A 12,751-nucleotide genomic window follows, 5' to 3' on the forward strand; every position below is an offset into this window, starting at 1 on the left:
GCGGTCGGCGGCATTGAAGCGGGTTGGCTGATCCCGGTCAGAGGCGAACGAGTGGCAGGACCTTCCTCGCGAACGCCGCAATGGTTCGGCCCAGGCGTCCGCGTCTGGTTGGCGTTCGAGGCGAGCGTTGGCCAAGTGGGTTTTGACTTTGGTTTCTTTGGTGACTTTCTTTTCCAAAAGAAAGTTACACACCCGCCGGGGTGTCTCCCGGCTTCACACCGACAACCATCAAACCCAGCCAAACGAACCGCAAGCCAAAGAGCCGCAAAATCACAAAATCACAAAATCGCAAAATCACCAATCCACTCACTCACGAATCCGGGCAGGATCCGGGCAATTAACAGCCCATGAAAGCGAGCAAACGACCGTAGTGGGTCGAGCCGCATCACCCGCCCGGAACCATCCCGAAAATATGATCCGCAATCGCCAGCGACGCCGTGAGCCCCGGCGACTCCATCCCGTACAAGCCCATGTAATGCGCATTGCCATGCGACGTGAACAGGAAATCGGCGGCCTCCGCGTCCGGCGGGCTGATCTTCGGCCGCACGCCCGAATACGCCGGCTGCAATGAGGCGTCGGCAAGCCCGGGCCAGTAGCTGCGGATAGCGTGGTAGAACTTGTCGGCGCGTTTCGGATCGACGCGGTAGTCGATGCCTTGGCTGACGTCGGAGAGCCACTCCACGTCGGGGCCGAAGCGGGCCTGGCCGCCAAGGTCGATCGTCAGGTGCACGCCGAGGCCGCCCGGCTCCGGTACCGGATAGATCAGGCGCGAGAACGGTGGCCGGCCCGACAGCGAGTAGTAATTGCCCTTGGCGAAATACGCCGTCGGCATGTCATGCTGCGAAAGCCCGGCAATGCTTTGCCCCAGGTGCACCGACCACAGTCCGGCCGCATTGACCAGCAGCCCGGTCTCTATTTCGATCTCGCTGCCGTCGCCCGAGCGCACCTGCAGCACGATGCCGTCGTCGCTGCATTGCCCGCCGGTCACCCTGCTGTCAAAGGCAAAAAGTGCGCCGGCGTTCTCGGCGTCTCCCTGCAGCGCCAGCATGTAGCCGTGACTGTCGATGATGCCGGTGTTGGGCGAATGCAAGGCGGCCACGCAGGACAGCGCCGGCTCCATTGCGCGAGCGGCATCGGCGCTGATCATTTCCACTTCATGACAATCGTTGGCATGGGCCTGCGCCTGGATCGCGCGCAGCTTGGGCAACTGGGCCTCGCTGGTGGCGACAATCAGCTTGCCGCAGCGTCGGTAGCCGACGCCGCGCGCGTCGCAATACTCGTACAGCGCATCACGGCCGGGCACGCACAAGCGCGCCTTCAGGCTGCCGGTCGGGTAGTAGAGGCCGGCATGAATCACTTCGCTGTTGCGCGAACTGGTCTCCATGCCGATGCCCGGATTGGTTTCCAGCACCAGCACCTCGCGGCCGGCCAGCGCCAGCCGCCGTGCAATCGCCAGCCCAACCACCCCTGCGCCGACTACCACGCATTCCACTCTGTCCATAACGCTCCAACGCAAGTGCGGGAATTCCGCGAATTTCGCTAATTTTGATAACGAGCGTTATTGTAATTCGCGGCGTGCGCAGGAGGTGCGTAAGGATTCGATTTGGCAGGACCGATGGGAAGAAGGGGGCCGCGGCCGCTTACTTCTTGATGTTCCGTCCGACCGCGCCGCCGACCACGGCGCCGCCGACCGTACCCAAGGTGCTGCCATCGGTCAACACTGCACCGCCTACCGCGCCAACGCCGGCGCCAATCGCGGTGTTCCTGTCCTTCTCCGACATGCCGGCACAGCCCATCATGCCGGAGAGTGCTGCGATCGCCAGCGTGAGCGACGCAATTCCTCGTATCGTTTTCATGATTTGCCCTCTGTGTACTGGTTGTCATCCGGATTCATTGGAAGCTTTTCCGCTGCCAAAGTTTCAGCGCCTGCTGCCGGGGACTTGCCGAAACGCCATGCGGCGGGCCTTCACTACCGGTTTGGAATCATCCTGCTTCATGCGAGAATGTTCCCCTCGAAAACACATGGACGATGTGCCGGCGGAGCTGGGCATCGGGCATCGGATATCAAACAGGGGCACATGCAAGGCTGGCAATTACGGATATTCCGCAACGGCACGTTCATCTGCTTCGTCGCCCGGTTTGGGCGGCTTGACTGCAGCGGGCAAGCATGAGGCGCACCTCGTTCGCCTTGCCGCCCTGGCTGGTATGGGCGATCGCCCTGGTGTTTGTCGTCGCCGGCCTGGGCAATTTCGCCATCCTCGATAACAACGAGGGCCTGTACGCCGAGATCCCGCGCGAAATGCTGGCTGCCGGCAATTGGCGGGCCTGGATCATTCCGCACCTGAACGGCTTGCCCTACATGGAAAAGCCGCCGCTGCTTTATTGGCTGACGGCATTGTCGTTTTCAGTGTTCGGCGAGTCCGAGTGGTCGGCGCGTTTGGTTCCGGCAATGTCGTCGCTGGCATGCGTGGCGATGCTGATCCGCTTCGGCCGCCGCATCGGGCATGAGGCCGAAGGCCGGCTGGCGGCGCTGATGTTCGTGACCGGCATCGGGGTGCTGGCGATGTCGCGGGTACTGATGTTCGACATGCTGCTGACCGCATTCCTGACGGCCGCGCTGCTCAATACCTGGCTGTTCCTGCGCGAGGACAGGGCCGGCGCCCTGCGCTGGGCTTATGCAGCGCTGGCCTGCGCGGTGCTGACCAAGGGACTGGTGGCGCTGGTGCTGTATTCGCTCGTGATCTTGGGCACGCTGCTGGCAGGCAGTGGCCGTCCGTTCTGGACATCCGTGCGCAAGTTGCTGGATCCGCTGGCACTGCTGATCTTCCTTGCGCTGGTGGTGCCTTGGCATATCGCGGCCAATATCGTCGAACCGGTATTTGCCTGGTTCTACTTTTACAACGAGCATGTGTTGCGCTTCCTCGGCCAGCGCCAGCCGCACGACTACTACGGCGGACCCTGGTGGTATTACCTGCCGCGCATGGCGATCTACCTGTTCCCTTGGTCCTTCCTGCTGCTGCTCCGGTTGGCGCCTTCGGTGCGCCAGGCGGCAGAGCCCGGCCTGCGCCGCTTCATGCTGATGGCGTGGTTGCTGCCGCTCCTGTTCTTTTCCGTTTCCACCGCCAAGGCCAACTATTACCTGGTGGCGGTGATGCCGTTCGCGGCATTCCATCTTGCGTTGATGTTTTGTCAGCGTGACTGGGAGAACAGCCGCTGGCGGGTGGCGCCGGCGCTAGCCATTGCCCTCGCGTGCGGCTTGCTGGCAGTGGTGGCGCTGATGCGCGAAATGCCGCCGCGGGTTGCCATCCTCGGACTGGACGAGCGCGGTTTCCTGATCCTGCTGTTTGCCGGAGCCGCCTTGTTGTCGGCGCTGCTGGCGCTGCTGGCGTGGAGGCGGGCTGCATGGGGCATGCCGGCAATGTTGCTGTTGTCGGTCTGGTTTGCCGGCGGCCTGGGATTTGCGCTGACGTCAATGGAGGCGTTCGTGTCCACCCGGGGCCTGGCGACCTGGCTACAGCATCAGCAGCCGGATCGGCAGGTGTATCTGTTCCGTGATTTCGAAAAGAAGTCCTCGCTCGCGTACTACCTGCGGCAGCCGGTGCATGTGATCGATACAGTCAGCGCCGACCTGCACTGGGGCAACCGGCTGCGCGCCAATGATGTCATGGTGACGCGGGAGCAGTTCCTGCAAGTTGCGGCGCTGAAGCAGGTCGTGGTGGTGGTCGCCGACGAACATCGTCCGTCGTTCGAGTCGTGGAGTGCGGCGCGCGAGATGGCGGCGGTCAGGCGCAGCGGGAATGTGACCGTTTATGTGAACCGGCCGGTTCGTAGCCCGAAGGAAGATTTGTAGCGCGCGGCGGGCAGGGCTGCCTGCCCTGGCTGGTTCAGGTTTTTCGCCCTTGCGCCAGCTTCGCAGTATGCTGCGCCAGCAGGTCGTATAGCGCACCCAGTTCCGGCCGGAAAGCCGAGAGTGCCTGGCTTTGCCTCTGCACGGTCCCGAAATCCCCGCGTGCAACCGGCCCCGACAGCGCCGCCTCCGGCCCTGCCCGGAAAATGTTTTCCAGGGTATTCGTCATCAGCGGCTGGATCATCTGCAAGGCTTGTGCGCGAGGCACGCCGGCCCCTTCATATGCCTGCAGCGTCGCATCCACCAGCGTCACCAGGTAGTTGGAAGCGAACACGGCGGCGGCGTGATACAGCGTCTTGTGTTGCTGGTCGACTGGTGCCAGCCTGGCGCCGATCGCTTCGAAGGCGGGACCCAGCACGTTCAGCGCTTGCGCATCTCCTTCCACACCGCACCAGGTGCCGGCGAAGGAATGAATTACTTGCAGCGGTTGCGCAAAGCTGCGGATCGGATGAATGCTGGCGACTTTGGCGCCGGCAGTTGCAGCAGGCGCCAGCTCGGCCGAACTCAGGGCACCGCTGCAATGGAACACCAGTTGCCCTGCATGGATCGCCCCGTTGCGCGCCAGCCCGGCGCAAACCGGACCCAGCTGGCCGTCGGCGGTGGCGATCAGGAAAATATCGGCATCGGCCAGGCCATCCAGTCCTGCCACCGGCCGTCCGGCGCCGATGAAGGCGGCCGCTTGTTGTGCGCTGGCCATGCTGCGGGTCGCCACATCGCCGATGCGGAACACGCCCTGTTCATGCCACAGCCGTCCGAGCGTGCTGCCCAGATGGCCGGCGCCGATGATGGAGAGTGTCTTGCGCTCGCCGGGAGACATGGCGTCAGGCCAATTGTTCCAGCGCTTCCTGCTGTTGCAGCCAGTCGCTTTCCAGCTGCCCCAGTTCGCGCACGCAGTAGGCCTGCTCGGTCAGCAGGTTCTTCAGTTCTTCCTTGCGCTCGGCATCATAGATTTGCGGGTCGGCCAGCTTGGCGTCAATGCCTGCTTTGCGCGCTTGCTGCTGCGCCATTTTTTCTTCCAGTCGCTTGATGCGCGATTCGATCGGTTTGCGCAGGCCGGACATGCGTTGCCGCTGCTCGGCCTCCAGCCGCTTCTGTTCGCGCCGCTCCGGTCCGGCGACTGTTGCCGGCGCGGGCGCAACCACAGCAGCAGCCGCAGTCGCAGCCGATACTGCTGCCGGCATGCTGGCTGCCGGCAGGGGCGCCGCGCCGCCGGGCGACAGCCGGGTCTTGAACAGCCAGTCGCGGTAGTCGTCAAGGTCGCCGTCGAAAGGCTGCAAGCGCCCATCGGCAACGATCAGGAATTCATCCGTGGTCGCGCGCAGCAGGTGGCGGTCATGCGAGACCAGCACCAGCGTGCCTTCGAACTGCGCCAGCGCCTCGGTCAGGGCTTCGCGGGTTTCCAGGTCCAGATGGTTGGTCGGCTCGTCCAGCAGCAACAGGTTGGGCTTCTGCCAGACGATCAGCGCCAGCGCCAGCCTGGCTTTTTCGCCGCCGGAGAAGGGCTCGATCGGGCTGCTGGCCATGTTGCCGTTGAAGTTGAAGCTGCCGAGAAAGTTGCGCAATTCCTGCTCGCGCACATTGGGAGCAATCCGGGCCAGGTGCCACAGCGGCGATTCGTCATGCCGCAGCATGTCGACCTGATGCTGGTGGAAGTAGCCGATCACCAGGCCCTTGCCGAAACGCGCGGTGCCCGACAGCGGCGCCAGTTCGCCCGCGATGGTCTTGATCAGCGTTGACTTACCCGCGCCGTTCACGCCCAGCAGGCCGATGCGCTGGCCGTTCTGCAATGCGAAGTTGATGCCGGTCACCACCCGCTTTTGCTCGCCATTGTCGAGTTGGTAGCCGGTATCGACGTCTTCCATGACCAGCAGCGGATTGGGCGCGCTGCTCGGCACGCGGAATTCGAACGAGAACTCGGCGGCGGCGCGCAGCGGCGCCAGTTCTTCCATCCGAGCCAGCGCCTTCATCCGGCTCTGTGCCTGGCGTGCCTTGGTGGCCTGGGCACGGAAGCGGTTGATGTAGGACTCCAGGTGCTCGCGGTGCCGGGCCTGCTTCTCGATTGCAGCCTGCGCCAGCACCATCTGCGCGGCGCGCTGGCGTTCGAACGAGGAGTAATTGCCGCTGTAGCGTTTGAGCTTGCGATCGTCGATATGCACGATGACATTGAGCACGCCATCGAGGAAATCGCGGTCATGCGAAATGATCAGCAGCGTGCCTTCATAGCGCTTCAACCAGTCTTCCAGCCACAGGATGGCGTCCAGGTCCAGATGGTTGGTCGGCTCGTCCAGCAGCAACAGGTCGGACGGACACATCAGTGCCTGTGCCAGGTTCAGGCGCATGCGCCAGCCGCCGGAGAAGCTGGACACCGGCTGTTCCATTTGGGCTGAACTGAAACCCAGGCCGGTCAGCAGTTGTTCGCCGCGCGAGCGCACCGTATAGAGCCCGGCATCGGCCAGCAGGCCATGCAGTTCGCCGACCCGGTTGCCGTGTTCGGCCTCGTCGGTGATGTGGTCGGCATCGGCCAGTTGCTGTTCCAGCGCGCGCAGGCGGGTGTCGCCGTCGATCGCGTACTCAATTGCCGGGCGCGCCAGCGCGGGCGTCTCCTGGGCTACGTGCGCGACCTGCCAGCGTTGCGGGAAGTCGATGCTGCCCTGGTCGGGATGGAGTTCGCCGCGCAGCAGCGCGAACAGGCTGGACTTGCCGGCGCCATTGGGACCAATCAGGCCGATGTGATCGCCCGGGTTGAGCGTCAGGTCGACGTTGTCGAAAAGGGGCTTCAAACCCCGCATCAGGCTGAGTTGTTGCAGTCGGATCATCGCTAATTCTTCAGCGCAATTGGTCGGCGGTGAGCAGGAATACCGCGTCGTCGCCGGCGCTGGTGGACAGCCAGGTCAGCTCCAGGTCGGGGAAGGCCGCTTCTGCATGTTCACGCTCGTTGCCGATCTCGACGACCAGCACGCCCTTGTCGGTGAGGCGCTCGCGGGCGCCGGCGACAATCTTGCGCACCAGGTCCATGCCGTCGTCGCCGCCGGCCAGCGCCATGCGCGGCTCATGCAGGTATTCCGGCGGCAGCTTCTTCATCGAAGCCTCGTTGACATAGGGAGGATTGGTGACGATCAGGTCGTATTTGCGCGCCGGCAGGGCGGTGTACAGGTCGGATTGCCATAACTGCACGCGCTCCTGCAGGTGGTATTGGCTGACGTTGCGCCTGGCGACTTCCAGCGCGTCGGCCGACAGGTCGACAGCGTCGAGATGCGCGTTCGGGAAAGCTTCGGCCAGCATGATCGCCAGGCAACCCGATCCGGTGCACAGTTCGAGTACATTGGACACTGCGTCAGGATCGTCTATCCACGGCTGGAACAGTTCGGGAATCAGTTCGGCAATGAACGAGCGCGGGACGATCACGCGCTCGTCGACATAGAAGCTGTAATGCCCGAGGAAGGCTTCGTTGGTGATGTAGGCGGCCGGCATCCGCTGGGTGGTGCGGCGCTCGATGACGTTGATCAGCGACTCGATTTCGTCCGGCAACAGCCGTGCATCGAGGAAAGGATCGAGCTGGTCGAGCGGCAAGCGCAGCGTGTGCAGCATCAGGTAGGCGGCTTCATCCAGGGCATTGGCACTGCCATGCCCGAAGGAAAGTCCGGCGCGGTTGAAGCGGGTAACGGCATAGCGCAGGCAGTCGCGCAGGGTCTGGAAGGGAGTGGTCATGGTAGGCAGGCCCGCCATCGAGCGGCAGGCGGAAATCGTTCTTCAAGGCCGAAGGATACGCGAATGAGGGCCATTGCGCGAAGCGTGTTGCGATTATCCCGGGCCGGCGGCCGGGCCCGGGATGCACGGCCAGTACGATCTGACTGCGCGAGTTGACACTGCGAGCTTGTTGATCTTGCTAATTTTTTTGAAGCAGCAGGTTTTCCAGCATGCGCCGATAGATATTCTTCAGTGGCTCGATCTCGGCCACCGGAATGTTCTCGTCAACCTTGTGGATGCTGGCATTGGTCGGCCCGAACTCGATCACCTGAGGGCAGATGCGGGCGATGAAACGGCCGTCGGAGGTGCCGCCGCTGGTCGACAATTCAGTCTCCACGCCGGTCTCGGCGCGGATGGCCGCCGACAGGGCATTGCTCAGTTCGCCATGCGCCGTCAGGAACGGTAATCCGCCCACCGTCCAGTCCAGTTTGTATTCGAGGCCGTGCTGGTCAAGGATGGCGTGCACCCGGCGCTGCAGGCCTTCGACCGTGCTGGCGGTTGAAAAGCGGAAATTGAAGTCAATCACGACTTCGCCCGGAATCACGTTGGATGCGCCGGTGCCGCCGTGGATGTTCGACATCTGCCAGGAGGTCGGCAGGTAATAGCCATTGCCCTCGTCCCATTTCTCGGCTGCCAGTTGCGTCAGCGCCGGCACGGCGAGATGGATCGGGTTCCTGGCCAGGTGCGGATAGGCGATGTGGCCTTGTATGCCCTTTACCACCAGCCGGCCGGACATGGTGCCGCGCCGGCCGTTCTTGATCGTGTCGCCCAGCACCTTGACCGAGGTCGGCTCGCCGACGATGCAGAAGTCGAGCTTCTCGCCGCGTGCCTGCAGCTTGTCGCAGACGATGACAGTGCCGTCGATCGCCGGACCTTCTTCGTCGCTGGTGACGAGGAAGGCGATCGAACCTTTGTGGTCCGGATGCGCGGCGATGAATTCTTCGCAGGCCACCACCATCGCCGCCAGCGAGGTTTTCATGTCGGCGGCACCGCGGCCATAGAGACGGCCATCGCGTTGCGAGGGCTGGAATGGCGGCGTGGTCCACTGCTCCAGCGGACCGGTTGGCACCACGTCGGTGTGGCCGGCGAATACCACGCAGGGCTGGGCCGTGCCGCGCCGCGCCCACAGGTTGGTAACCGCGCCCGACAGTATCGATTCGCAGGAAAAGCCCAGCGGAGCGAGAAGCTCTGCGATGCGCTGCTGGCAGCCCTTGTCTTCCGGTGTGACGGAGTTCAGGGCGATCAGTTCTTCAGTCAGTGCCAGTGTCCTGCTCATGCTTTGCCTTCAAAAATTTTCTGGTAGAGGTCGGCAGAAAAACCGACCACGGTTTGTTTTTCGCTCACCAGCACCGGCCGCTTGATGATCGACGGCGCCTCCAGCATCAGTGCGGTGGCGCTTTGCGGGTCCTGTATGGCGGCCTTGCGGTCATCGGGCAGGCCGCGCCATGTCGTGCCTTTGCGGTTGACCAGGGTTTCCCAATCGACCCGCTGCAGCCACTCCCGCACCGTATCCGCGTTCAGCCCGGCCTTTTTGAAGTCGTGGAACTGATAGGGGATGGCGTTCTGGTCCAGCCAGGTGCGCGCCTTTTTCACGGTGTCGCAGTTCGGAATGCCGTACAGGGTCAGGGACATGGATCGGATGCTCGGGTGCTAGACGTTCAGCGTGAATTCGGTGAAAGTTGCCACTTCTTCCTTTGGCGGCGGGGCTTCCTGCTCTTTTTTCGCCTCTGCCTCCTGGTTGTTCAGCATCCAGTAGAGGTTGGTGGCGGAGTCCGCATTGGCCAGCGCCTCGTCCTGGGTGACCACACCGTCGCGGATCAATTGCAGCAGCGCCTGCTCGAAAGTCTGCGAGCCGGGCGACAGGCTTTTTTCCATCGCTTCCTTGACCTGGCCCAGTTCGCCCTGTTCGATCAGTTCGGCGATATGGCGCGTGTTCAGCAGCACCTCGAAGGCAGCACGGCGGCCGCCATCGATCGCGCGCACCAGACGTTGGGAAACGATGGCCTTGAGCGTGGCCGCCAGGTCGGGCAGCAGCGACTGGCGGGTATCGAGCGGGAAAAAATTGATGATCCGGTTCAGCGCCTGGTAGCTGTTGTTGGCATGCAGCGTGGCGACCACCAGATGGCCCGACTGCGCATAGGCGAGGGCTGCGCTCATCGTGTCCTTGTCGCGGATCTCGCCGATCAGGATGCAGTCCGGCGCCTGGCGCAGCGCATTCTTCAGCGCGATCTGCAAACTTGCGGCATCGGTGCCGATCTCGCGCTGGTTGATGAGCGACTTCTTGTTCACGAACAGGAATTCGATCGGGTCTTCCAGCGTCAGGATGTGGCCCGCTTTCTGGGCATTGCGATGATCCAGCATGGCGGCAATGGTGGTCGACTTGCCGGAGCCGGTCGAGCCCACCACCAGCAGCAGGCCGCGCTTTTCCATGACCAGTTCGCCCAGCACCGGGGGCACATGCAAGTCTTCCAGGCGCGGCACCACGCTCGGGATATATCGGAACACGGCAGACGGCGTGTTGCGCTGGGTGAAGGCGGACAAGCGGAAGCTGCCCAGCCCTTCGACCGGAATGCCCATGTTGAGCTCGTTGTTGCGCTCGAGCTCCTTGAGCCGTTCTTCGGACACCACTTCAGCCAGCAGGGAAAGGATGGCCTGCTTGTCCAGCTTCTGCTGGTTCACAGGGATCATGTTGCCGTTGATCTTGACCTGCACCGGCGAATTGACGGACATGAAGAGGTCGGATGCCCCCTTGTCCTTCATCAGTTGAAACAGTCGTTCCATTGCCATGCTCGTCTCCCGTGGGCTGATTTGATGCCGGCGTGTTGCGTCAGTCGCGCAGCAATTCGTTGATGCCGACCTTGGCACGTGTCTTGGCGTCGACGCGCTTGACGATGACAGCGCAATACAGGCTGTACTTGCCGTCGGCTGACGGCAAGTTGCCCGACACCACGACCGAACCGGACGGAACCCGGCCGTAGCTGACTTCACCGGTGGCGCGGTCATAGATCTTGGTCGACTGGCCGATGTACACGCCCATCGAGATCACGGAATTTTCTTCGACGATCACGCCTTCGACGATTTCCGAACGGGCACCGATGAAGCAGTTGTCCTCGATGATGGTCGGGTTGGCCTGCATTGGCTCCAGCACGCCGCCGATGCCGACGCCGCCGGACAGGTGGACGTTCTTGCCGATCTGGGCACAGGAACCGACGGTGGCCCAGGTGTCGACCATGGTGCCTTCGTCGACGTAAGCGCCGATGTTCACGTAGGACGGCATCAGCACCACGTTCCTGGCGATGAAGCAGCCGCGACGGGCGACTGCCGGCGGCACCACGCGGTAGCCGCCGCGGGCGAAGTCGTCAGCGGTGAAATTGGCGAACTTGGTCGGCACCTTGTCATAGAACTGCATATGGTCGCCGGACGGCATGGCGATGTTGTCTTCAAGGCGGAACGACAGCAGCACTGCTTTCTTGATCCACTGGTTGACGCTCCAGCCGGCGTCGCCTTTCTGTGCCACGCGGATCGTACCGCTGTCCAGTTCGGCCAGGACATGCGCCACGGCTTCACGAACTTCGGCAGGCGCCGATTTCGGCGACATGGATGTGCGGTCTTCCCATGCCTGGTCGATGATTTGCTGGAGTTGTGCGGTCATATTCTTGGTCTGTTTGATAAGTGAATCGGGAGGAGAAAAAATCAGTGCATCAGTGCATGTCAGGACTGCAAGGACTTACGCATGCTTGCGCGCGAAGTCCACGATGCGCCGCGCCGCTTCCAGGCATTCGTCGACCTCTGCAACCAGCGCCATGCGCACGCGGCCCGTGCCGGGATTGCTGCCATGCGCATCGCGCGCCAGGTAGCTGCCGGGGAGCACCGTCACATTATATTCAGCGTACAGGCGGGCGGCGAATTCAGTGTCGCTCATGCCGCCGACACTGTCTACGCGAGCCCACAAATAGAAGCCGGCATCCGGCAAGGCTACATCGAGCACTTCCTGCATCAGCGGCGTCACCTGGCTGAATTTGGCAAGATACTTGGCGCGGTTTTCGCGCACGTGTTCCTCGTCGTTCCAGGCGGCCACCGAGGCTGCTTGCACCGGCGGGCTCATGGCGCCGCCGTGGTAGGTGCGATACAGCAGGAATTTCTTCAGGATGGCGGCGTCGCCGGCGACGAAGCCGGAACGCATGCCGGGCACGTTGGAGCGTTTCGACAGGCTGCTGAACGTGACCAGCCGCGGATAGCCGGTGCGTCCCAGCCGGTTGGCGGCTTCCAGGCTGCCCAGCGGCGCTTCCGGTTTGAAGTAGATCTCGGAATAGCATTCGTCGGCCGCGATCACGAACCCGTAGCGATCCGACAACTCGAACAGTTCGCGCCAGTCGTCCAGGGTCAGCACGGCGCCGGTCGGATTGCCTGGCGAGCAGACGTACAGAAGTTGTACTTTTTCCCACACGGCGGCCGGAACGCTGCCGAAATCGGGCGCGAAATTACGCGCGGGGTCGGAATTGACGAAGTACGGCGTGGCGCCTGACAGATAAGCCGCGCCCTCGTAGATCTGGTAGAACGGGTTCGGGCAGACCACGATCGCCTCGCGGCGGTTGTCGATGATGGTCTGGGCGAACGCAAACAGCGCCTCGCGCGAACCGTTCACCGGCAGCACCTGGGTTGCCGGATCCAGAGGCGGCAGGCCGTAGCGGCGTTCCAGCCAGCCGGCAATCGCGGCGCGCAGCGCTTCCGAACCCACGGTGCTTGGATAGGATGCCAGTCCCTGCAGGTTGTCAGCCAGCGCCTGGCGGATGAAAGCCGGGGTCGGATGCTTGGGTTCGCCTATGCCGAGGCTGATCGGGGAAAACCCCGCTGCCGGCTGGAGCGGCGCAAACAACTGGCGCAGCTTTTCGAACGGGTAAGGTTGCAGCTTGTCGAGCAGGGCATTCACGGCGGCGGCCAACAGGAAATGAAGGCCGTATTATAGCCGTGCCCTCGTGCGCCGATGCTGGTTCGTGCCGTGCGCGATGCAAAGGGCGCGGCGCACCGGCTCCGAAGAAGGCCCGCTCGCGCCAGCCTGGCTGCAGCATCAGGCAAACGCAGGCTCGGCTGCCGCAC

The 12,751-nt window shown here is 63.1% G+C and carries 11 protein-coding genes; 1 reads left to right on the top strand and 10 read right to left on the bottom strand.

Translation table 11 applies throughout. The features are described 5' to 3' along the window. Nucleotides 1–385: 385 nt before the first annotated feature. Both FVE66_RS11490 and FVE66_RS11495 read right to left on the bottom strand, forming a co-directional pair. Nucleotides 386–1,501 (bottom strand): NAD(P)/FAD-dependent oxidoreductase, encoded by a 1,116-nt coding sequence (locus FVE66_RS11490; RefSeq protein ID WP_151447557.1) that lies wholly within the window; start codon nucleotides 1,499–1,501, stop codon nucleotides 386–388. A 139-nt stretch (nucleotides 1,502–1,640) separates the two neighbouring features. After that, nucleotides 1,641–1,856 carry a glycine zipper 2TM domain-containing protein gene (locus FVE66_RS11495; protein ID WP_151447558.1) on the bottom strand — a complete coding sequence of 72 codons (216 nt, stop codon included), beginning with the start codon at nucleotides 1,854–1,856 and terminating at the stop codon, nucleotides 1,641–1,643. 311 nt (nucleotides 1,857–2,167) lie between these two features. On the opposite strand from FVE66_RS11495, the gene FVE66_RS11500 reads away from it, so the two are divergent. Then, nucleotides 2,168–3,850, top strand: a complete 1,683-nt coding sequence (locus tag FVE66_RS11500) for an ArnT family glycosyltransferase (RefSeq protein ID WP_151447559.1) — start codon at nucleotides 2,168–2,170, stop codon at nucleotides 3,848–3,850. 34 nt (nucleotides 3,851–3,884) lie between these two features. On the opposite strand, the gene FVE66_RS11505 is transcribed toward FVE66_RS11500, so the two are convergent. The 8 genes from FVE66_RS11505 to dapC all read right to left on the bottom strand — a co-directional run bounded on the left by FVE66_RS11505 (nucleotide 3,885) and on the right by dapC (nucleotide 12,584). Continuing rightward, nucleotides 3,885–4,724, bottom strand: a complete 840-nt coding sequence (locus FVE66_RS11505; protein ID WP_151447560.1) for a Rossmann-like and DUF2520 domain-containing protein — start codon at nucleotides 4,722–4,724, stop codon at nucleotides 3,885–3,887. 4 nt (nucleotides 4,725–4,728) lie between these two features. Beyond that, on the bottom strand, nucleotides 4,729–6,723 hold the full coding sequence (locus tag FVE66_RS11510; RefSeq protein WP_151447561.1) for an ATP-binding cassette domain-containing protein: 1,995 nt from the start codon (nucleotides 6,721–6,723) through the stop codon (nucleotides 4,729–4,731). Nucleotides 6,724–6,733: 10 nt separating this feature from the next. Further along, nucleotides 6,734–7,615, bottom strand: a complete 882-nt coding sequence (gene prmB, locus FVE66_RS11515) for a 50S ribosomal protein L3 N(5)-glutamine methyltransferase (RefSeq protein ID WP_151447562.1) — start codon at nucleotides 7,613–7,615, stop codon at nucleotides 6,734–6,736. A 178-nt stretch (nucleotides 7,616–7,793) separates the two neighbouring features. Beyond that, complete coding sequence (gene dapE / locus FVE66_RS11520) at nucleotides 7,794–8,930, bottom strand: succinyl-diaminopimelate desuccinylase (RefSeq protein WP_151447563.1); 1,137 nt, start codon at nucleotides 8,928–8,930, stop codon at nucleotides 7,794–7,796. Then, nucleotides 8,927–9,286, bottom strand: a complete 360-nt coding sequence (locus FVE66_RS11525; protein WP_151447564.1) for an ArsC family reductase — start codon at nucleotides 9,284–9,286, stop codon at nucleotides 8,927–8,929. The genes dapE and FVE66_RS11525 overlap by 4 nt, the downstream gene beginning before the upstream one ends. Nucleotides 9,287–9,304: 18 nt before the next feature. Beyond that, nucleotides 9,305–10,441 carry a PilT/PilU family type 4a pilus ATPase gene (locus FVE66_RS11530; protein WP_151447565.1) on the bottom strand — a complete coding sequence of 379 codons (1,137 nt, stop codon included), beginning with the start codon at nucleotides 10,439–10,441 and terminating at the stop codon, nucleotides 9,305–9,307. A 40-nt stretch (nucleotides 10,442–10,481) separates the two neighbouring features. After that, nucleotides 10,482–11,306: a 2,3,4,5-tetrahydropyridine-2,6-dicarboxylate N-succinyltransferase gene (gene dapD / locus FVE66_RS11535; protein WP_151447566.1), complete on the bottom strand. Its 825-nt coding sequence runs from the start codon at nucleotides 11,304–11,306 to the stop codon at nucleotides 10,482–10,484. A gap of 75 nt (nucleotides 11,307–11,381) precedes the next feature. Then, entirely contained in the window at nucleotides 11,382–12,584 is a 1,203-nt protein-coding gene (gene dapC / locus FVE66_RS11540; RefSeq protein ID WP_151447567.1) for a succinyldiaminopimelate transaminase, read from the bottom strand. Between the last annotated feature and the right edge of the window lie 167 nt (nucleotides 12,585–12,751).

The sequence above is a fragment of the Lacisediminimonas profundi genome (assembly GCF_008831265.1).
In the GTDB taxonomy this organism is placed as follows: domain Bacteria; phylum Pseudomonadota; class Gammaproteobacteria; order Burkholderiales; family Burkholderiaceae_D; genus Lacisediminimonas; species Lacisediminimonas profundi.